Origin of the sequence: Kluyvera sp. CRP (assembly GCF_019930565.1) — a bacterium.
GTDB lineage: Bacteria > Pseudomonadota > Gammaproteobacteria > Enterobacterales > Enterobacteriaceae > Kluyvera > Kluyvera georgiana_A.
In genome coordinates this window covers 1,953,285-1,974,510 of the sequence record NZ_CP082841.1, presented here as the reverse complement: position 1 = coordinate 1,974,510, position 21,226 = coordinate 1,953,285, and the positions used below count along the sequence as shown (strand labels likewise).

At 56.0% G+C, this 21,226-nt stretch carries 19 protein-coding genes and 1 other RNA gene; 6 read left to right on the top strand and 14 right to left on the bottom strand.

What is annotated here, in order from left to right:
- The first annotated feature begins 42 nt into the window (after nt 1-42).
- Nucleotides 43-771: a MurR/RpiR family transcriptional regulator gene (locus tag K7B04_RS09265; protein WP_065355987.1), complete on the top strand. Its 729-nt coding sequence runs from the start codon at nt 43-45 to the stop codon at nt 769-771.
- 121 nt (nt 772-892) lie between these two features.
- Entirely contained in the window at nt 893-2,326 is a 1,434-nt protein-coding gene (gene bglA / locus K7B04_RS09260; RefSeq protein ID WP_223803876.1) for a 6-phospho-beta-glucosidase BglA, read from the top strand.
- 67 nt (nt 2,327-2,393) lie between these two features.
- On the opposite strand, the gene K7B04_RS09255 is transcribed toward bglA, so the two are convergent.
- The 8 genes from K7B04_RS09255 to K7B04_RS09220 form a co-directional block, all read right to left on the bottom strand.
- Complete coding sequence (locus tag K7B04_RS09255) at nt 2,394-3,137, bottom strand: SDR family oxidoreductase (protein ID WP_163446055.1); 744 nt, start codon at nt 3,135-3,137, stop codon at nt 2,394-2,396.
- A gap of 60 nt (nt 3,138-3,197) precedes the next feature.
- Complete coding sequence (gene gcvP, locus K7B04_RS09250; RefSeq protein ID WP_163446054.1) at nt 3,198-6,071, bottom strand: aminomethyl-transferring glycine dehydrogenase; 2,874 nt, start codon at nt 6,069-6,071, stop codon at nt 3,198-3,200.
- A gap of 123 nt (nt 6,072-6,194) precedes the next feature.
- Nucleotides 6,195-6,584 carry a glycine cleavage system protein GcvH gene (gcvH, locus tag K7B04_RS09245; protein ID WP_064542751.1) on the bottom strand — a complete coding sequence of 130 codons (390 nt, stop codon included), beginning with the start codon at nt 6,582-6,584 and terminating at the stop codon, nt 6,195-6,197.
- A 26-nt stretch (nt 6,585-6,610) separates the two neighbouring features.
- Nucleotides 6,611-7,705, bottom strand: a complete 1,095-nt coding sequence (gene gcvT / locus K7B04_RS09240) for a glycine cleavage system aminomethyltransferase GcvT (protein WP_223804139.1) — start codon at nt 7,703-7,705, stop codon at nt 6,611-6,613.
- A gap of 392 nt (nt 7,706-8,097) precedes the next feature.
- Nucleotides 8,098-9,300, bottom strand: coding sequence for an FAD-dependent 2-octaprenylphenol hydroxylase (gene ubiI, locus K7B04_RS09235; RefSeq protein ID WP_223803875.1), 1,203 nt, complete (start codon nt 9,298-9,300; stop codon nt 8,098-8,100).
- Between the two features lie 18 nt (nt 9,301-9,318).
- Complete coding sequence (gene ubiH / locus K7B04_RS09230) at nt 9,319-10,497, bottom strand: 2-octaprenyl-6-methoxyphenyl hydroxylase (protein ID WP_167575056.1); 1,179 nt, start codon at nt 10,495-10,497, stop codon at nt 9,319-9,321.
- On the bottom strand, nt 10,494-11,810 hold the full coding sequence (pepP, locus tag K7B04_RS09225; RefSeq protein WP_167575055.1) for a Xaa-Pro aminopeptidase: 1,317 nt from the start codon (nt 11,808-11,810) through the stop codon (nt 10,494-10,496). Before pepP ends, ubiH begins: the two co-directional genes overlap by 4 nt.
- A 52-nt stretch (nt 11,811-11,862) precedes the next feature.
- Complete coding sequence (locus K7B04_RS09220; RefSeq protein WP_163446049.1) at nt 11,863-12,441, bottom strand: YecA family protein; 579 nt, start codon at nt 12,439-12,441, stop codon at nt 11,863-11,865.
- A gap of 158 nt (nt 12,442-12,599) precedes the next feature.
- Here K7B04_RS09220 and zapA point away from each other — a divergent pair, with 158 nt between their 5' ends.
- The 3 genes from zapA to K7B04_RS09205 all read left to right on the top strand — a co-directional run bounded on the left by zapA (nt 12,600) and on the right by K7B04_RS09205 (nt 13,770).
- Nucleotides 12,600-12,929 (top strand): cell division protein ZapA, encoded by a 330-nt coding sequence (gene zapA, locus K7B04_RS09215; protein ID WP_064542733.1) that lies wholly within the window; start codon nt 12,600-12,602, stop codon nt 12,927-12,929.
- Between the two features lie 41 nt (nt 12,930-12,970).
- Nucleotides 12,971-13,154, top strand: a non-coding RNA gene (gene ssrS / locus K7B04_RS09210) — 6S RNA.
- Nucleotides 13,155-13,173: 19 nt separating this feature from the next.
- Nucleotides 13,174-13,770, top strand: coding sequence for a 5-formyltetrahydrofolate cyclo-ligase (locus tag K7B04_RS09205; RefSeq protein WP_223803874.1), 597 nt, complete (start codon nt 13,174-13,176; stop codon nt 13,768-13,770).
- 368 nt (nt 13,771-14,138) lie between these two features.
- Here the strand turns inward: K7B04_RS09205 and serA are convergent, their stop codons facing one another.
- Together serA and rpiA are read right to left on the bottom strand one after the other, a co-directional pair.
- Entirely contained in the window at nt 14,139-15,371 is a 1,233-nt protein-coding gene (gene serA, locus K7B04_RS09200; RefSeq protein ID WP_064542727.1) for a phosphoglycerate dehydrogenase, read from the bottom strand.
- A gap of 264 nt (nt 15,372-15,635) precedes the next feature.
- Nucleotides 15,636-16,295, bottom strand: coding sequence for a ribose-5-phosphate isomerase RpiA (gene rpiA, locus K7B04_RS09195; protein ID WP_223803873.1), 660 nt, complete (start codon nt 16,293-16,295; stop codon nt 15,636-15,638).
- Nucleotides 16,296-16,494: 199 nt separating this feature from the next.
- Here rpiA and argP point away from each other — a divergent pair, with 199 nt between their 5' ends.
- Nucleotides 16,495-17,388, top strand: a complete 894-nt coding sequence (argP, locus tag K7B04_RS09190) for a DNA-binding transcriptional regulator ArgP (protein WP_163446046.1) — start codon at nt 16,495-16,497, stop codon at nt 17,386-17,388.
- Between the two features lie 40 nt (nt 17,389-17,428).
- On the opposite strand, the gene K7B04_RS09185 is transcribed toward argP, so the two are convergent.
- The 4 genes from K7B04_RS09185 to fbaA all read right to left on the bottom strand — a co-directional run bounded on the left by K7B04_RS09185 (nt 17,429) and on the right by fbaA (nt 21,174).
- Entirely contained in the window at nt 17,429-18,172 is a 744-nt protein-coding gene (locus tag K7B04_RS09185; protein WP_223803872.1) for an oxidative stress defense protein, read from the bottom strand.
- A gap of 86 nt (nt 18,173-18,258) precedes the next feature.
- Nucleotides 18,259-18,894 (bottom strand): arginine exporter ArgO, encoded by a 636-nt coding sequence (gene argO, locus K7B04_RS09180; protein ID WP_163446044.1) that lies wholly within the window; start codon nt 18,892-18,894, stop codon nt 18,259-18,261.
- 154 nt (nt 18,895-19,048) lie between these two features.
- On the bottom strand, nt 19,049-19,906 hold the full coding sequence (gene mscS / locus K7B04_RS09175) for a small-conductance mechanosensitive channel MscS (protein ID WP_163446043.1): 858 nt from the start codon (nt 19,904-19,906) through the stop codon (nt 19,049-19,051).
- Between the two features lie 188 nt (nt 19,907-20,094).
- A complete protein-coding gene (fbaA, locus tag K7B04_RS09170; protein WP_163446042.1) occupies nt 20,095-21,174 on the bottom strand; it encodes a class II fructose-bisphosphate aldolase in 1,080 nt (359 codons plus the stop codon).
- Nucleotides 21,175-21,226 lie beyond the last annotated feature (52 nt).

The window sequence follows — 21,226 nt, the reverse complement described above, 5'->3', positions numbered from 1 at the left end:
CCCTTTAGGTTTTCAAATTAACGAGTATCCACCACCGTGAGCATGTTCTCCCACGCCGCTATCGCCAGCCTCAATAATCTTGAGATGATGGTCTATCACTATGTCATCAAAAATCGCGACACGGTAATGTACATGACCATTCGTGAACTGGCCGACGCGGCGGGCGTCTCCACCACCACGGTGATGCGCTTCTGCCGCAAGCTCAACTGCGATGGCTACTCGGAGTTTCGCGTTCGCTTCAAATTATATCTGGAGCAGGAAGAACCGCAGCAGACTAATTTCGGCGCCAGTGAAATTATCAGCTTTTTCAAAAGCGTCAATAATGATGAGTTTGATAAACTGCTCGACCGCGCAGTCGACGTTATTCTCGCCTCTGAGCGTATTATTTTTGTCGGTGCGGGAACTTCGGGGTCATTAGCAAAATATGGCGCCAGGTTCTTTTCTAATATTGGGAAATTCAGCAACCATATCGATGATCCTTATTTTCCGGTCACCAATGATATGGCCAAAAATGCGCTGGCGATCGTTCTCTCCGTCTCTGGCGAAACCGAAGAGATCCTGCGTTTCGCCAGCCAGTTTAGTCTGCACCACTGCAAAGTCATGTCGATCACCAGCCATGAACACTCGCGCCTGGCGAAGCTGGCGGATTTCAATCTCTCCTGGCACGTATCACAAACGCGTATTGCAGGCGTTTACGATATTACGACGCAGATTCCGGTTATCTATATTCTGGAATCCTTAGGCCGCAAACTGGCGAAGAAATTAGCATAAAAATACAGGGTGTTTTTTCGATGTAACATATGCCCTGTGGGGTAATTTGTTATATCGTGACATTTAATATTCCTTTGTTAGACTCAGATTTATTAAGCCTAATCGATGAGCCATAGCAAAGATGAAAAAACTGACCTTACCGAAAGATTTTTTATGGGGTGGCGCAGTTGCCGCGCACCAGGTTGAAGGCGGCTGGAATAAAGGCGGCAAAGGCCCCAGCATCTGTGACGTCCTCACCGGTGGCGCGCACGGCGTACCACGCGAAATTACTCAGGAAGTAGTGCCGGGTAAATACTATCCCAACCACGAAGCCATCGACTTCCACGGCCACTATAAAGAAGACATCAAACTGTTCGCCGAGATGGGCTTCAAATGCTTCCGCACGTCGATTGCGTGGACCCGTATCTTCCCGAACGGCGATGAAAGCCAGCCCAACGAAGAAGGGCTGAAATTCTACGACGATATGTTCGATGAGCTGCTCAAATACAACATTGAGCCGGTGATTACCCTCTCCCACTTTGAAATGCCGCTGCACCTGGTGCAGCAGTACGGCGGCTGGACTAACCGTAAAGTTGTTGATTTCTTTGTGCGTTTCTCGGAAGTGGTGTTTGAACGCTACAAGAGCAAGGTCAAATACTGGATGACCTTCAATGAAATTAACAACCAGCGCAACTGGCGCGCGCCGCTGTTCGGCTACTGCTGCTCCGGCGTGGTCTACACCGAACATGAAAACCCAGAAGAGACCATGTACCAGGTGCTGCACCATCAGTTCGTGGCCAGCGCCCTCGCCGTGAAAGTCGCGCGTCGCATCAACCCGGAGATGAAAGTCGGCTGCATGCTGGCGATGGTGGCGCTCTATCCATTCTCCTGCAAGCCGGAAGATGTGATGTTCGCCCAGGAATCGATGCGTGAACGCTATGTGTTTACCGACGTGCAGCTGCGCGGCTACTACCCGAGCTACGTGCTCAACGAATGGGAACGCCGTGGCTTCAACATCAAGATGGAAGCCGGCGATGAGGCCATTCTGCGTGAAGGCACCTGCGACTACCTCGGCTTTAGCTACTACATGACCAACGCCGTGAAGGCAGAAGGCGGCAGCGGCGATGCCATTTCCGGCTTTGAAGGCAGCGTGCCGAACCCGCACGTAAAAGCCTCCGACTGGGGCTGGCAGATTGACCCGGTCGGCTTGCGCTATTCACTGTGCGAGCTGTACGAGCGTTATCAGAAGCCGCTGTTTATCGTGGAAAACGGCTTCGGCGCCTATGATAAAGTGGAAGAAGACGGCAGTATCAATGATGACTACCGTATCGATTATCTGCGCGCGCACGTTGAAGAGATGATGAAAGCGGTAACCTATGACGGCGTCGACCTGATGGGCTACACGCCATGGGGCTGCATCGACTGCGTGTCGTTCACCACCGGGCAGTACAGCAAGCGCTATGGCTTCATCTATGTGAACAAGCACGACGATGGTACGGGCGATATGTCGCGTTCACGTAAGAAGAGTTTTGAGTGGTATAAAGCGGTGATTGCCAGCAACGGCGAGAATCTGTAAGCGGTTTTCCCCTCACCCTAACCCTCTCCCCATGGGGAGAGGGCCGGGGTGAAGGGAGCAAACCGCACTACTTCCCGCCCGCCAGCTCAATAAAACTTCCTGTCACGTAAGACGCCTTGTCGCTCAGCAACCAGACAATCGCCTGCGCCACCTCTTCCGGCTGCCCGCCGCGCTGCATCGGCAGAACGGATTTTACCCGGTCAACGCGCCCCGGCTCTCCGCCGTCGGCATGCATTTCGGTATAGATAAAGCCCGGCCTGACGCCGTTCACGCGGATCCCCTGCGCCGCCACTTCAATCGACAGCCCGGTGGTTAGCGTATCAATCGCTCCTTTCGACGCGGCATAGTCGACGTACTCGCCCGGCGATCCAAGCCGCGCGGCAGCCGAAGAGACGTTGACAATCGCTCCGCCCTTCCCGCCGTGCGGTATCGCCATGCGCTTTACCGCTTCCCGACAGCACAGGAAATAGCCGGTCACGTTGGTAGTTAACACTCGATTAATCCGCTCTGCGGTTAACGCCTCTACGCGGCTTTGGGTGAACAACACTCCGGCATTATTTACCAACGCCATCAACGGTTCCGGTTGCTTGTCGAGCAGGGCAAACATCGCTTCCACCTGTGCTTCATCGCCAATATCCGCCTGCACCGCAAAGGCGTTACCGCCTGCCGCTGTAATGGCATTGACGACCTCTCCCGCCGCCTGCGCGTTCTGGTGGTAATTCACCGCCACCGTATACCCTTCCTGTGCCAGCTGTAGCGCGGTAGCCCGGCCAATTCCCCGGCTGGCGCCGGTCACTAATGCAAGAGCCATGCATTTCTCCCAAAAAATAAAGGCGCCGTAGCGCCTTTAAAAGATAGTGCAATCAGTTGATTACTGGTATTCGCTCATCGGTACGCAGGAGCAGAACAGGTTACGGTCGCCGTACACGTCATCGAGACGTTTTACGGTCGGCCAGTATTTGTTCGCCATGCCCGCCGGGAAGACGGCCAGCTCGCGGCTATAGCCGTGATTCCACTCGGCCACCAGCTCATTCTGGGTGTGCGGAGAGTTCACCAGCGGGTTATCTTCCAGCGTCCACTCGCCCGCTTTCACGCGGTCGATTTCACTGCGAATCGCCAGCATCGCGTCGATAAAGCGGTCCAGTTCAGCTTTGCCTTCAGATTCCGTCGGCTCAACCATCAGGGTACCCGCCACCGGGAAGGACATGGTTGGCGCGTGGAAACCGTAATCAATCAGGCGCTTAGCAATATCCAGCTCACTGATGCCGGTCTCTTCTTTCAGCGGACGAATATCCAGAATACATTCATGCGCCACGTGCCCCTGGCTGCCGGTATACAGCACCGGATAAGCGTCTTTCAGGCGGGTCGCAATGTAGTTGGCGTTGAGGATCGCCACCTGGCTTGCCTGCTTCAGACCTTCCGCGCCCATCATGCGGATATACATCCAGCTGATTGGCAGAATCGACGCGCTACCGAACGGCGCCGCGGACACCGCGCCCTGACGGGTCAGCATGCCTTCAATGTGCACCACGCTGTGGCCCGGCACGAACGGTGCCAGATGCGATTTCACGCCGATAGGGCCCATGCCCGGGCCGCCGCCGCCGTGCGGAATGCAGAAGGTTTTGTGCAGGTTGAGGTGCGAAACGTCCGCGCCGATAAAGCCCGGAGAAGTAATCCCCACCTGAGCGTTCATATTCGCGCCATCGAGGTAAACCTGGCCGCCGAACTGGTGCACGATTTCGCACACTTCACGGATGGTCTCTTCGTACACGCCGTGGGTGGACGGATAGGTAACCATGATGCAGGAAAGATTGTCTGCGTGCTGCTCCGCTTTCGCGCGCAGATCCGCCAGATCGATGTTGCCGTTCTTATCGCAGGCTACCACTACCACCTGCATACCCGCCATCTGTGCAGAAGCCGGGTTAGTACCGTGGGCAGAACTTGGGATCAGGCAGATATCACGATGACCGTCGTTGCGGCTTTCATGATAGTGACGAATCGCCAGAAGACCGGCGTATTCGCCCTGTGCGCCCGAGTTCGGCTGCATGCACAGCGCGTCGTAGCCGGTCAGTTTCACCAGCCACTCGGAAAGCTGACCGATCATCTGATGATAGCCCTCGGCCTGCTCAACCGGGCAGAACGGGTGCAGTTCGGCAAATTCCGGCCAGGTGATGGGGATCATCTCCGCTGCGGCGTTCAGCTTCATGGTGCAGGAACCCAGCGGAATCATCGCCTGGTTCAGTGCCAGATCTTTACGCTCCAGCGAGTGCATATAGCGCATCATCTCGGTTTCGCTGTGGTAGCGATTAAAGACCGGATGCGCGAGGATCGCATCATCACGCAGCATGCTGCTCTGAATGGAACGGCTGTCGAGCGCCACGTCTTTATCGAGCGTGTCGATATCCAGGCCGTGGTTTTCGCCGAGGATCACGTTAAACAGCGCCAGCACGTCTTCACGGGTGGTGGTTTCGTTCAGAGTCACGCCGACGGCATTAATAATGTCGCTACGCAGGTTAATTTCGGCAGCCTGCGCGCGTGCCAGCACCGCCGCTTTATCCGCCACTTCCACGCACAGGGTATCGAAGAAGTGCGCATGGCGCAGTTTCAGCCCTTTCTGCTGCAGGCCGGTCGCCAGAATATCGGTCAGGCGATGAATGCGGTTCGCGATACGTTTCAGGCCAACCGGGCCGTGGAAGACCGCGTACAGGCTGGCAATGTTGGCCAGCAGCACCTGCGAAGTACAGATGTTGGAGTTGGCTTTCTCGCGGCGAATGTGCTGCTCGCGAGTCTGCATCGCCATGCGCAGCGCGGTATTGCCCGCCGCATCTTTCGATACGCCGATAATACGGCCCGGCATGGCGCGTTTGAATTCATCTTTAGCGGCAAAGAATGCCGCGTGCGGGCCACCGTAGCCCATCGGAACGCCGAAGCGTTGGGCAGAGCCGAAGACAATGTCCGCGCCCTGTTTGCCCGGTGCGGTTAACAGCACCAGTGCCATAAAGTCGGCGGCAACGCTCACCACCACTTTGCGGGATTTCAGTTCAGCAATCAGTTTGCTGTAATCATGCACTTCGCCGGTAGTGCCCACCTGCTGCAGCAGCACGCCAAAAACATCCTGGTGTTCCAGCGCTTTGTCGGCATCATCGACGATAACGTCAAAACCAAAGGTTTCCGCACGAGTACGAACGACGTCCAGCGTTTGCGGATGCACGTCAGCCGCCACAAAGAAGCGGTTCGCGTTTTTCAGCTTACTCACACGCTTGGCCATCGCCATCGCTTCCGCGGCGGCGGTCGCTTCATCCAGCAGGGAAGCGGAAGCCATATCAAGACCGGTCAGATCCAGCGTGACCTGCTGGAAGTTAAGCAGCGCTTCAAGGCGGCCCTGAGACACTTCCGGTTGATACGGAGTATAAGCGGTGTACCAGCCCGGGTTTTCCAGCATATTGCGCAGGATAACCGGCGGCAGCTGCACCGGGGTGTAACCCATGCCAATATACGACTTAAAGCGCTTGTTGCGACCCGCAATCGCCTTCAGCTCCGCCAGCGCGGCGAATTCTGTGGTGGCCTCGCCTACCTGAGGCGGCGTGGCAAGCTGGATATCTTTCGGCACGATCTGTTCAATCAGTGCGTTGAGTGAATCCGCGCCAACCGTTTTGAGCATCTCTTGCTGTTGCTGGGCATCCGGCCCGATGTGACGTTCAATAAACGCGCCACGGTTTTCAAGCTGGCTTAAAGTCTGTGTCATGAGCGATGGTTCCTGAAACGTGCGGTGATTTTAAGATTTCATCTTCCAGAGGAAGAGGTTTGGGGTGACAGTGCGAACATACCCTCACCCCGGCCCTCTCCCGGAGGGAGAGGGGGAAAACCGTTATTCGTCTTCTAACAGGGCTTCGTATGCGGTCGCGTCCAGCAGTGCGGCGACTTCCGCTTCATCGCTGGCCTTGATCTTGAAGATCCAGCCGCCGGCGTACGGTTCGCTGTTTACCAGCTCCGGTGAATCACCCAGCTCTTCGTTAACCGCAACGATTTCGCCGCTGATTGGCGCGTAGATATCGGAAGCTGCTTTCACAGACTCCGCCACCGCGCAGTCGTCACCCGCACTGACGGTCGCGCCGACTTCCGGCAGGTCAACAAACACCATGTCGCCCAGTAATTCCTGCGCGTGCTCGGTGATACCCACGGTGTAGCTGCCGTCGGCTTCTTTGCGCAGCCATTCGTGTTCTTTACTGTATTTCAGTTCTGCTGGTACGTTGCTCATCAAAAAATCTCCAGAATAATAATCGGTTACGCCACGGCCTTGCCGTTACGTACAAAAACAGGTTTGGTGACCTTCACCGGCATTTCACGGTTACGGATTTGCACAATCGCCGTCTCGCCAATGCCCTGAGGGACGCGAGCCAGCGCAATACTATGGCCTAAGGTCGGCGAGAAAGTCCCGCTGGTGATCACACCTTCACGCGCATTGCCGTTCGCATCGGTAAAACGTACCGGCAGTTCGCCACGCAGCACGCCTTTTTCGGTCATCACCAGGCCCACTAATTGGTCGGTGCCTTTTTCACGTTCCAGCTCCAGCACGTCGCGACCGATAAAGTTGCGGTCAGCCGGTTCCCAGGCGATGGTCCAGCCCATGTTGGCCGCCAGCGGAGAGACGCTTTCGTCCATCTCCTGTCCGTACAGGTTCATGCCGGCTTCTAAACGCAGCGTATCGCGCGCGCCCAGGCCGCAAGGCTTCACGCCCGCCTGGACCAGCTGCTGCCAGAAATCCGCCGCCTGCGCTTTCGGCAGGGCAATTTCATAGCCCGCTTCGCCGGTATAGCCGGTGGTGGCGATAAAGAAGTCACCCGCCTGCACGCCGAAGAACGGCTTCATGCCTTCTACCGCGTGGCGCTGTTCATCGCTAAACAGCGTGCCCGCTTTCGCCTGCGCGTTTGGCCCCTGCACCGCAATCAGCGACAGGTCGTCACGAACGGTGATATCAATGGCATAAGGTTCAGCGTGTTGGGTAATCCAGGAGAGGTCTTTTTCGCGGGTAGCGGAGTTAACGACGAGGCGGAAGAAATCTTCGGTGAGGTAGTAAACGATCAGGTCATCAATCACGCCGCCCGATGCATTCAACATCCCGCTATAAAGCGCTTTGCCGGGCTTGGTGAGCTTCGCCACGTCGTTGGCCAGCAGATAGCGCAGAAACTCACGGGTGCGCGGGCCATGCAAATCGACGATCGTCATGTGCGACACATCGAACATCCCGGCGTCGGTACGCACCGCATGGTGCTCATCAATCTGCGACCCATAGTGCAGCGGCATCATCCAGCCGTGGAAATCTACCATACGCGCGCCACATAACACGTGCTGGTCATACAAAGGCGTTTGTTGAGCCATCATGTCCTCGTTGAATATATCGCACCACAAAAACACGCGCCGACGCCCGTCCAGGCACCGACGCAAACGTTCTCTTTTCCCTGAACTTACCACCGAACACCGTGCTAAACCATCAGGAAAAAAGGGACATCACATTAGCTTATGACCAAAAGTCGCCAAAAAGCATACAGAGGAATCAACTGGAAAAAAGCGAATTACACCACATTTAATTAACAATAATGGTCAACAATTCAGCATAAGATAATATTTCCTGCGAAAAACAGGGCGACTTTCCCGTAACATAAAATTTGATGGATTAATAAAACTAATGCGAAAAAATGGGTGAAATTAGAATTTTTCAAATGAGGGGGAAGACTCCCGGTGGAACCACCGGGAGTAAAAGTGTGAGCGACTTAACGAAGCCACTCCGGCAGGTCATTGAGGCCCATTGCCTGACGGATCAACTGTGGTTTTACGCCGGGCAGCGTATCGGCGAGTTTAAGACCAATATCGCGCAGCAGTTTTTTCGCCGGGTTCTCACCGGCAAACAGTTCGCGGAAGCCCTGCATTCCCGCCAGCATCAGCGCGGCGCTGTGTTTGCGGCTGCGTTCGTAGCGACGCAGATAAAAATGCTGGCCGATATCTTTCCCCTGCGCGTGCAGACGTTTCAGCTCTTCAATCAACTCGGCGGCATCCATAAAGCCCAGGTTAACCCCCTGCCCCGCCAACGGATGAATGGTGTGCGCCGCGTCGCCAACCAGCGCCAGACGGTGCGCGGCAAACTGACGCGCGTAACGCCCGGTCAGCGGGTAAACCTGCCGCTCGCTCTCCACCCGACACAGGCCCAGGCGGTTATCAAAAGCAATGCTCAGCGCTTTGTTGAACTCGCTTTCCTCCGCCTGCTGCATCCGCTGCGCCTCTTCCGGCGACAGCGACCAGACGATAGAACACAAATGCGGATCGCTGAGCGGCAGGAAAGCCAGGATGCCTTCGCCGTGGAAACTCTGACGCGCTACCGCCTCGTGCGGCTCTTCCGTCCGCACGGTCGCCACCAGCGCGTGATGGCGATAGTCCCAGAACGTCAGCGGAATATCGGCTTTGTTACGCAGCCAGGAGTTGGCGCCATCGGCCCCTACCACCAGACGTGCGGTCAGCATGCCGCCGTCTTTCAGCGTCAGAAACGCTTCGTTTTCGCCCCAGGCGACCTGCTGCAATTCCGCAGGCGCCATCAGGGTGATATCCGCGCTACGCTCGGCTTTCTGCCACAGTGCATGATGAATAACCGCATTTTCAACGATATGCCCCAGATGGCTGTAACCCATGCTGCGATCGTCAAACGCAATGCGGCCAAAACTGTCTTTATCCCACACTTCCATGCCGTGGTAGCGGCTGGCGCGCTGGGCGACAATCGCCTGCCAGACATCCAGCTTTGACAGCAGCTTCTCGCTGCCAGCATTAATGGCGGATACGCGCAGCGCAGGCGGCGCATCGGCGGCCAACGCTTGCGGTAACGATTGTTCCAGCACGGCAACCCGCAGGCCGCTGCCCTGTAAACCGCAGGCCACCGCCAGCCCGACCATACCACCGCCTACGATGGCAACATCAACACTTTGCACATTCACTCCTTACAGCTCTTAACGGGCAACCCAGCCCAGCGTCCGCTGCGCCAGCACATCACGGGCAGGGGTAAATAATTCCATCGCCATCAGCCCCACGTTGCGCCCGACAACCAGCGGGGCCCAACGGTTAGCAAACAGATGCACCAGCCCATCGGTAACACCGATGGTGGCGGCTTTATCCTCCGCCCGCTGACGCTGGTACTGGCAGAGCAACGCATAGTCGCCGATATCCTGACGCGCGGCATGCGCTTGCGCCAGGTTTTCTGCCAGCGTCATCACATCGCGCAAGCCAAGGTTAAACCCCTGTCCGGCGATAGGATGCAGCGTTTGCGCGGCATTACCTACCAGCGCCAGACGGTGCGAAACCGTACGTGTCGCGGTGGTCAGGGAGAGAGGGTATACGTTTCGCGCACCGGCCTGAGTGATACGACCTAAACGCCAGCCGAACGCACGTTGTAATTCGTCACAGAAACGTGAATCGGACCAGCCGAGCACTTCATCATGGCGTTCCCGCGGATGGCACCACACCAGTGAACAGCGGTTCTGCGACATCGGCAGCATCGCCAGCGGGCCATGTTCGGTAAAGCGTTCAAACGCGCGCCCCTGATGCGGGATAGCGGTAGTGACGTTCGCAATCACCGCCAGCTGGTTATACGGCTCCTGCTGCCAGTGAATTCCGCACCGTTCACCTAGCGTTGATCGCGAGCCATCGGCCGCCACCAGCAGCTTGCCGTGCAGCGTTTCGCCGTTATCCAACGTGACGCTGACGCCGTCAGTCTGCCGCTCAACCTGCGCAACGCGCGATGGGCAGTGTAGCGTCACACCGGGAGCGCGGCGCAGCAGGCCGAACAATCGCTGACCAACGTCGTGGAGTTCAACCACGTTGCCCAGCGCCGCCAGACGATAGTCCTGCGCCTCCAGCGTAACAAACCCGGCGTGGCCGCGATCGCTCACGTGAACGGTGGTTATCGGCGTGGCGCAGTCGGCAATGGCCTGCCACAGGTTAATCTTCGTCAGCTGTTGGCAGGTGCCCGCAGCCAGCGCGATCGCCCTGGCATCAAAGCCCGGATGCTGTGCGGCGTCGATATCCGCTGCTTCAACCAGATGCACCGGCAGACGACCCGCCGTCAGCTGCGATACCGCCAGCGCCAGCGTGGCGCCGGTCATCCCGCCGCCGACAATAATCAGGCTCATAGCTGGCGTGCCGCCGCCATCAGCGCCTCAATGTCGTCCGCATTCTTCACGACGCTCGCCGTCAGGTTTTCATTACCGTCTTCGGTAATCAGGATGTCGTCTTCAATACGAACACCGATGCCGCGGTACTCCGCCGGTACGTCCGCGTCCGGCGCAATATACAAGCCCGGTTCAACGGTCAGCACCATGCCTGGCTCCAGTACGCGAGAGCGGTCAGCGCCGTATACGCCCACATCGTGAACGTCCAGCCCCAGCCAGTGGCTCAGGCCATGCATAAAGTACGGGCGGTGCGCGTTATCGGCGATCAACTGATCAATCTCGCCTTTGAGGATCCCCAGACCGTGCAGCCCGGTCACCATGATACGCACCACTTCGCCGGTAACTTCCTGAATGGAAGTGCCCGGACGGTACAGCTCGAGCGCCTTGTACAGCGACGCCAGCACGATGTCGTAAATAGCGCGCTGCGCCGGGGTGAATTTGCCATTTACCGGGAAGGTACGGGTGATGTCACCGGCGTAGCCTTTGTATTCGCAGCCCGCGTCAATCAGCACCAGCTCGCCATCGCGCAGTTCCGATTCATTTTCGGTGTAGTGCAGAATGCAGCCGTTTTCACCGCCGCCGACGATGGTGTTGTAAGACGGGTAGCGCGCGCCGTGGCGAGTAAATTCGTGCAGAATCTCGCCTTCCAGCTGATATTCAAACATCCCCGGACGGCATTTTTCCATGGCGCGAGTATGCGCCAGCGCGCTGATTTCACCGGCGCGGCGCAGGATATCAATCTCTTCGCTGTCCTTGAACAGGCGCATTTCGTGCACCATCGGACGCCAGTCGATCATCGCGTCCGGCGCGGTCAGATTCTGGCGCGAACCTTTGCGCAGTTTATCCAGCGCGGTGAAGACAATCTCATCAGCCCAGGCATATTCCCCCTGCGCGTGATAAATCACGTCGAGGCCGTTCAGCAACTGGAACAACTGCTGGTTGATTTCACTGAATGCCAGCGCGCGGTCAACGCCCAGTTTTTCCGGCGCCGCGTCCTGCCCTAAGCGGCGGCCAAACCAGATTTCCGCCGTCAGGTCGCGAACGCGGTTGAACAGCACGCTGTGATTGTGGGTGTCATCGCTTTTAATCAGCACCAGCAAGGCTTCCGGCTCGTTAAAGCCGGTGAAGTACCAGAAATCGCTGTTCTGGCGATAGGGATACTCAGAATCCGCGCTGCGCGTCACCTCTGGCGCGGCAAAAATCAGCGCCGCGCTGCCTGGCTTCATTTGCGCCAGCAGTGCCTGGCGGCGGCGGAGAAACGCTTGCTGTGTCATGACATCTCCTTTCAATCCCTTCGCGCTGCGACGAGCAGAGCAGGTATTATGTTTAGTGTAAGGTTGGTTTCCGGACTTCCGGTGCCGTCGGCTGCGGGTGGGTGAAAGTATCGTGGCACAGCAGCGCCGCTACGCGAACGTATTCGATAATTTCTTCCAGCGACATCTCCAGCTCTTCCTGATCTTCATCTTCTTCATAGCCAAGTTGCGCAATATTTCGAAGATCGTCAATGGCTTCGCCCGCTTCTCCCTTCACTTTATCCAGCTTCGGCTGAACCATACCCAAGCCAAGCAGGAAGTGATTCACCCAGCCGGAGAGCGCATCGGCGCGGTCAAACACGCTGACGTCGTCGCCTTCAGGCAGATAAAGCTGAAAAAGGAAGCCGTCATCTTCCAGCGCGTCGCTGGTGGCCGAATGCATGGAGCGCAGTGATTCAGCAAGCTCGTGGCCAAACGCCAGACCTTCGTTAGTCAGGTCGTGAACCAGCGGCTGCCATGAGCTGTCGTTGTTTCCGCCGCAAAGCAGACCGCTGAGCAGGCCGTGCATTTCCGCAGGCGTCAGGCCTACCCCTTGTTGGTTTAACAGCTGGTTCAGCAGGGTGTAACCAGGCATTTCGTTCTGTATAGACATGCGCATTCGTCATTGTTGGGTGGAATTCATGGTATGCTACCACTTTGGACCCTGGAGATACCAGAAAAGGGCTTGTAAGTTCATACCAGGGTAGCTATAGTGTCGCCCCTTCACATCCTGAGAGTGAAGGACGCGCAGTCAATCAGCAGGAAGGTGGCATGTCTGCACAACCCGTCGATATCCAAATTTTTGGCCGTTCACTGCGAGTGAATTGCCCGCCTGAACAAAGAGATGCTTTGAATCAGGCCGCGGACGATCTGAATCAGCGGTTGCAAGATCTGAAAGAACGCACTAGAGTCACAAATACTGAGCAGCTGGTTTTCATCGCCGCGTTGAACATCAGCTACGAGTTAACTCAGGAAAGGGCGAAAACGCGTGACTATGCTTCAAGCATGGAACAGCGCATTCGGATGCTACAACAGACCATTGAACAGGCATTGCTTGACCAGGGTCGCATATCCGATAAATCAGCACCAAACTTTGAATAACACTTTGCAGTTTACTATGGTAGAGTGACTGTGAAGAAAAAATTTCTCTGAGATGTTCGCAAGCGGGCCAGTCCCCTGAGCCGATATTTCATACCACAAGAATGTGGCGCTCCATGGTTGGTGAGCATGCTCGGTCCGTCCGAGAAGCCTTAAAACTGTGACGACGCATTCACCTTGAACCAAGGGTTCAAGGGTTACAGCCTGCGGCGGCATCTCGGAGATTCCCTTCTACCTACCCGGTCTTATGACGCACTCATCTGAGCAACAAAACTCCCGACAAAACATTCGCCAGATTATCCGGCAACGTCGTCGTGCGCTCACACTCCAGCAGCAAATTCTCTACGGCGAACAGGCCGCAGATCGCATGATGGCCTGGCCTCCGGTGGTGATGGCAAAAACCGTTGCGCTGTTTTTATCATTTGACGGCGAGCTCGACACCCAGCCCTTAATTGAACAGCTCTGGCGCGCGGGCAAACGCGTATACCTGCCTGTGCTTCACCCGTTCAGCCCCGGCAACCTGCTGTTTCTTCACTACCACCCGCACAGTGAGCTGGTCGTTAACCGCTTGAAAATCCACGAGCCGAGGCTTGATGTGCGTGACGTTCTGCCGCTCGCTAATCTCGACGTGCTGATAACGCCGCTGGTCGCCTTTGATGCACAAGGGCAGCGGTTAGGCATGGGCGGCGGTTTTTATGACCGTACACTGCAAAACTGGCAGCAGCACGGCATCCAGCCCGTCGGCTACGCCCACGATTGCCAGCAGGTTGACACGCTGCCGGTCGAGCAGTGGGATATCCCTCTTCCCGCGGTGATCACACCGTCAAAAGTCTGGCAGTGGTAGGCCATTTCAGGCAATTGACAGCGTCGTTTTTTTGACCTACATTCCTCGGTAAAGGGTGAGGGAGGCGAACCTCCCTCCTGCATTCATACTGTTAATATGCTGGCAGAGCGATGATTAACAGAATCAGCAGTATGATGAAGAGTCTCATCATTGTCCCTTTCCTTTCAGGGCCCCTGCTTCGGTAGGGGCTTTGCCGTTTCAGCCCCCTGCTGAGCCCCCATCGTAAATCCCTTTGGCTAAGACACAATGCGCGGCAATGCCTTTAATCACCGTTTGCGGCGAGGTGCGTAAAGTGAATGTACGCGTTGCAAAAAAGCGAAAAAAAACGGGCAGACCTATAGCCTGCCCGTTTCATCAGTACGGGAAAATCAGTACAGCAGGCGGGCGCGAACGGTGCCAGGAATCGCCTTCATGCTCTGCAGCGCTTTCTGCGCCACATCCTCTTCGGCTTCAATATCGATAACCACGTAGCCCATCTGCGGCGTAGTTTGCAGATACTGCGCGGCGATGTTAACGCCCTGCTCGGCGAAAATCTGGTTCAGCGCGGTCAGCACGCCAGGACGGTTTTCGTGGATATGCAGCAGACGACGACCGCCGTGCAGCGGCAGCGATACTTCCGGGAAGTTCACGGCAGACAGCGTAGAGCCGTTGTCAGAGTACTTAATCAGTTTACCCGCTACTTCCAGGCCGATATTCTCCTGCGCTTCCTGAGTTGAACCGCCGATGTGCGGCGTCAGGATCACGTTGTCGAATTCGCACAGCGGCGAGGTGAACGGGTCGCTGTTGGTCGCCGGCTCGGTTGGGAAGACGTCGATGGCAGCCCCCGCCAGATGCTTACGCGCCAGCGCGTCGCACAGCGCCGGAATGTCCACCACCGTACCACGCGCGGCGTTAATCAACAGCGAACCAGGCTTCATCAGCGCCAGCTCTTCCGCGCCCATCATGTTTTTGGTGGAGGCGTTCTCCGGTACGTGCAGACTCACCACATCGCTCATGTTCAACAGGTCGGATAGATGCTGCACCTGAGTCGCGTTACCTAGCGGCAATTTGCTTTCAATATCATAGAAGTAGACATGCATCCCCAGCGATTCCGCCAGAATGCCAAGCTGGGTACCGATGTGGCCGTAGCCGATAATGCCCAACTTTTTACCACGCGCTTCATAGGAGCCCGCGGCCAGTTTGTTCCACACACCGCGGTGTGCTTTGGCGTTGGCTTCCGGAATGCCGCGCAGCAGCAGCAGCAGTTCGCCAATCACCAGCTCAGCAACGGAACGCGTATTGGAGAACGGCGCGTTGAACACCGGTACGCCGCGTTTAGCCGCGGCTTTCAGATCCACCTGGTTGGTGCCGATGCAGAAGCAGCCTACGGCAACCAGTTTCTCAGCAACAGCGAAGATCTCTTCCGTCAGTTGAGTACGGGAACGCAGGCCGATGAAGTGGGCATCACGGGCAGACTCTTTCAGCTGTTCGCTATCCAGCGCACCCTTGTGAAATTCGATATTGGTGTAACCTGCTGCGCGAAGGCTATCCAGCGCCTTCTGGTGCACGCCTTCAACCAGCAGAAATTTAATTTTGTCTTTTTCCAGTGATACCTTAGCCATTTCCCCGTCCCGTCTTTGTTTTACTGATGTTGTGGTGAACGAAAGTTCACCTAAGCAACATATCAAAAAAAATTATTGCGGCAATATGAACGTTTGCGTCGGCAACATGAGGAAGCCTCACGCAGAGGGAAATGCCAGCATAAAATGCTAAACGGGAAGATAAATGTGGGATGTTAATCAGGCGGAAGATTGAAATGTGACACAAGTCACCAAATTCAGCCTCAATAAAAAAAACAGGGGAATTTGTCATTCCCCTGAGTCAGATCATTTAGTAATGGTTTTCACGCCGTCGGCGGTACCAATCAACGCGACGTCGGCGCCGCGGTTGGCGAACAGGCCCACGGTCACAACGCCAGGAATGCCGTTGATCGCATTTTCCAGCGCGATGGCATCGAGAATCTCCAGGCCATGCACGTCGAGGATCACGTTGCCGTTATCGGTCACCACGCCCTGACGATATTCTGGACGACCGCCAAGCTTCACCAGCTCGCGCGCCACGGCGCTGCGCGCCATCGGGATCACTTCTACCGGCAGCGGGAATTGGCCCAGGATATCCACCTGCTTGGAGGCATCGGCGATGCAGATAAACTTATCGGCCACCGAGGCGATGATTTTCTCACGCGTCAGCGCCGCGCCGCCGCCTTTAATCATCTGCATGTGACCGTTAATTTCATCCGCACCGTCCACGTAGATGCCCAGACGGTCAACTTCGTTCAGGTCGAAAACGGTGATGCCGAGGCTTTTCAGCTTCTCGGTTGAGGCATCAGAGCTTGAGACCGCTCCCTCGATTTGTCCTTTCATCGTGCCCAGCGCATCAATAAAGTGCGCCGCGGTAGAGCCCGTGCCTACGCCGACAATCGTACCCGGCTGTACGTATTGAAGGGCCGCCCAGCCTACTGCTTTTTTCAGTTCATCCTGCGTCATGATCGTTATCGCCTGTGGTGTCATCAACTGCCGCGCATTATAGAACAGAACCCCGGCATAATTCGACCCATGGACCAGGCGAATAAAAGATGTAACTCGTGAAGAACTTCACAGTAAATGGCAAATTAATTTCGTCTGTATCCAGGGTAAATTTATGTCATAGTGCTTGATAACACCTACAGGGGAGTATTTCAGAGCAATGAAACGTCCGGACTACAGAACACTACAGGCGCTGGATGCCGTTATCAGGGAACGTGGGTTTGAGCGCGCCGCGCAGAAACTGTGCATCACTCAGTCCGCCGTTTCTCAGCGCATTAAGCAGCTTGAGAATATGTTCGGGCAGCCGCTGCTGGTTCGCACCGTCCCACCGCGCCCAACGGAACAAGGACAAAAGCTGCTGGCGTTGTTGCGTCAGGTTGAGCTGCTGGAAGAAGAGTGGTTGGGCGACGAGCAAACCGGCTCCACGCCGCTGCTGCTGTCGCTGGCGGTCAACGCCGACAGTCTGGCAACCTGGCTGCTGCCTGCCCTCGCAGACGTGCTGGCAAACTCCCCTATTCGCCTGAACCTTCAGGTTGAGGACGAAACGCGTACCCAGGAACGTCTGCGTCGCGGTGAAGTGGTTGGCGCGGTGAGTATTCAGCCGCAGGCGCTGCCAAGCTGCCTGGTCGATCAGCTCGGTGCGCTGGACTATCTGTTTGTCGGCTCCAAAGCGTTCGCCGAGCGCTACTTCCCGAACGGCGTAACTCGCTCTGCGCTGCTGAAAGCGCCCGCCGTGGCCTTTGACCATCTGGACGATATGCATCAGGCGTTTTTACAGCAAAACTTTGACCTGCCGCCGGGCAGCGTGCCGTGCCATATCGTTAACTCATCGGAAGCCTTCGTACAGCTGGCGCGTCAAGGCACCACCTGCTGCATGATTCCACATCTGCAAATTGAGAAAGAGTTAGCCAACGGTGAGCTTATCGACCTTACGCCAGGACTGTTCCAGCGCCGGATGCTGTACTGGCACCGCTTTGCGCCGGAAAGCCGTATGATGCGCAAAGTCACCGACGCGCTGTTGGCTTATGGACATAAAGTGTTGCGTCAGGACTAAAACAAAGAAAAACCCCTCGCGTCGCGAGGGGTTGGCAGGATTACTTCGCAGCAGCTGGCGCTGCTGGTGCCGCAGCCTGTTCTGGCTGCAACTGGAAGACGACATCCACCTGGTCATCAAACTGAATAGTCGGCTGCTCGTAAGTTTCCTGTGCCGAAACCGGCGCCGCATCGGCCTTCATCATGCGAACCATCGGGCTTGGCTGGTAGTTAGAGACATGGTAACGCACGCTGTAAACCGGCCCCAGTTTGCTGTGGAAGCCTGCTGCCAGAGATTGCGCCTGATGAATAGCATCATCAATTGCCGCTTTACGCGCTTTGTCTTTGTAAGCATCCGGTTTCGCCACGCCCAGCGATACAGAACGAATCTCGTTTAACCCAGCTTTTAACGCGCCATCCAGCAGCGAGTTCAGCTTATCCAATTGGCGCAGCGTGACTTCGACCGTGCGCACCGCGCGGTACCCCTTCAGCACGCTTTTGCCATTCTGGTAATCATAGTCTGGCTGGGTACGCAGGTTGGCGGAGCTGATATCGTTTTTCGCCACGCCGTTTTGCTCAAGGAAAGAGAGATATTGCGCAACGCGCTGGTCGGCCTGTTTCTTGGCGCTCGCCGCATCTTTCGCGGCAATATTCACTTCGATGGCCAGCGTCGCGATATCCGGCACCGCCGCTACGCTCGCCGTCCCCGACGTCACAATATGCGGGCCATCAGGCAACTCGTTTGCCTGTACGGACATTGCGCTAAACCCGATTGCTGCGGCCAAAGCCATCACTTTAAACTTCACTGTTGTATCTCCTTGGTTATCACCCGACAACGGGGGTCTTGCCTGCAAGCTTAGCCGCTGCCAGGAGAAAGTCCATCAGATGAGGACTAGTTAAGGAGCGCGTGCAGATGCCCAACGCCTTCTTTCGCCAGTTGAAAAGCGATAAACCACATCACGATGCCTACCACGAGGTTAATAATGCGCTGCGCTTTCGCCGTGCGCAAACGCGGCGCCAGCCAGGCCGCCAGCAGCGCAAGCGCGAAGAACCACAAGAATGAGGCGCTGATGGTCCCCAGCGCAAACCAGCGTTTCGGCACCGCATCCAACTGGCCGCCTAAGCTGCCCAGCACCACAAAGGTGTCGAGATAAACGTGCGGGTTGAGCCACGTGACCGCCAGCATCGTGGCGATAATTTTCCAGCGCCCCTGCTTCATCACCTCGGCGGTCGCCAGTTCAATATTGCTCCCCATCGCGGTTTTCAGCGCCCCGAAGCCATACCACAGCAGAAACGCCACACCGCCCCAGGTGACCAGGGCCAGCAGCCACGGCGAAGACATCAACAGCGCGCTGCCGCCGAAGACACCTGCGCAGATAAGCAGCAGATCGCTCACCGCGCAGAGAAGCGCAATCATCAGATGGTACTGGCGACGAATGCCCTGATTCATCACGAACGCATTCTGTGGCCCGAGCGGAAGTATCATGGCCGCGCCAAGTACAAGACCTTGAAAATAATAAGATATCACGATAGTTTTCTTTATGTTGTTCAGGAATGGCGCTGACTATAACGCGATAAAATTATTAGAGGAAATTGATAATTTTAATAGGATATAAATATCTCTAATGTCGTTACGCATAAAAATGCCGAACATCAGTCCGGCATTTTTGAACAGCAAGACGTTACTCTGCGGAAGGGGTTCCCGGCTTCATATTCACATCGAGCTGCGGGTAAGGAAAACTGATGCCGTTGGCGTCAAACTCGCGTTTGATGCGCTCAAGCACGTCCCAGTAGACATTTTGCAGATCGCCGCTGAGGCTCCACGCGCGTACGACAAAGTTAACCGATGACGGCGCCAGCTCATTCAGACGCACGGTGATTTCGCGATCTTTCAGCACGCGCTTATCCGACTCCAGAATCGTCGTCAGAATCTGCTTAACCTTATCGATATCCGCATCGTAAGAGACGCCGATAATAAATTCATTACGGCGCGCAGGCTCACGCGAGAAGTTAATAATATTGCCGGCGATAATTTTGCCGTTCGGGATCACCACAATTTTACCGTCGACGGTACGCATGGTGGTGGAGAAAATCTGCACATTCAGCACGGTACCGGCCACGCCGCCCAGATCGACATACTCGCCCGCGCGGAACGGGCGGAACATCACCAGCAGCACGCCCGCCGCCAGGTTAGACAGCGAACCTTGCAGCGCCAGACCCACGGCCAAACCGGCGGCACCGAGTACGGCGATGACCGAAGCAGTCTGCACGCCCACGCGCCCCAGCGCGGCAATCAGCGTGAAGGCAATCACCGCATAGCGCACCAGCGCGGAGAGAAAATCGGCGACGGTGGCGTCAATTTTACGCGCCAGCATCAGGCGGTTGACGGTGTTGGAGATAACGCGCGCGGCGATCATCCCCACAATGATTATCGCGATTGCCGCAACGATATTGACCGCATAGCTCAGCAGTAATTCCTGGTTGCGCACCAGCCATGAACCGGCGTCGTTTATGCTATCGACAACGTTTAAATCTTCCATTCAATATTCCTTATGGATACCCGGATGGGAAACTAAAAACGGCCTGCAAAAGTGCAGGCAGGTATAAAGGGTAAACAAAAAATGAGATTTTTGCCAAGTTGATCACGTTTTAATGCCCATCCATCGTATTGAAAAGGCAATAAAAAAGCCCGCCATACGGCGGGCTTTCGGCAAAAATAAGGCTTTTCTTACAGAACGTCTTTCGCGTTCAGTTCAGTGAAAGCCTGCTCCAGACGAGCGATCATGGAAGTCTGGCCGGCACGCAGCCATACGCGCGGATCGTAGTATTTCTTGTTCGGCTGGTCTTCGCCTTTCGGGTTGCCCAGCTGGCCCTGCAGGTAAGCTTCGTTCTCTTTGTAGTAGTTCAGGATACCTTCCCAGGTTGCCCACTGGGTGTCGGTATCGATGTTCATTTTCACTACGCCGTAGCTTACGGAATCTTTGATTTCCTGGGCAGTAGAACCGGAACCGCCGTGGAAGACGAAGTTCAGGCTGTTGTGCGGCAGGTTGTGTTTCTTGGACACGTATTCCTGAGAATCACGCAGGATGGTCGGGGTCAGAACCACGTTACCCGGCTTGTAAACGCCGTGTACGTTACCGAAGGAAGCGGCGATGGTGAAACGCGGGCTGATTTTGCTCAGCTCGGTGTACGCGTAATCAACGTCTTCCGGCTGGGTGTACAGGGCAGAAGCGTCCATGTGGCTGTTGTCCACGCCGTCTTCTTCACCACCGGTGCAACCCAGTTCGATTTCCAGGGTCATGCCCATTTTGGACATACGCGCCAGGTATTTGGAGCAGATTTCGATGTTCTCGTGCAGAGACTCTTCGGACAGGTCGATCATGTGGGAAGAGAACAGCGGCTTACCGGTTGCAGCGAAGTGTTTTTCGCCAGCGTCCAGCAGACCGTCGATCCACGGCAGCAGTTTCTTCGCGCAGTGGTCAGTGTGCAGGATAACCGGAACACCGTAGTGCTCAGCCATCTGGTGAACGTGATGCGCACCGGAGATAGCGCCCAGGATTGCAGCACCCTGAGGAACGTCGGTTTTCACGCCTTTACCTGCGATGAACGCAGCGCCGCCGTTGGAGAACTGTACGATAACCGGCGCTTTAACTTTTGCAGCGGTTTCCAGTACGGCGTTGATGGAGTCGGTGCCCACGCAGTTAACTGCCGGCAGAGCAAAGTTGTTTTCTTTTGCTACCTGGAACACTTTCTGAACGTCGTCGCCAGTGATGACGCCCGGTTTTACGAAATCAAAAATTTTAGACATGTTACGTAGTCCTGTATCTGTATCTTCGGCCGTTGAAGAAGGTTCGCGAGCT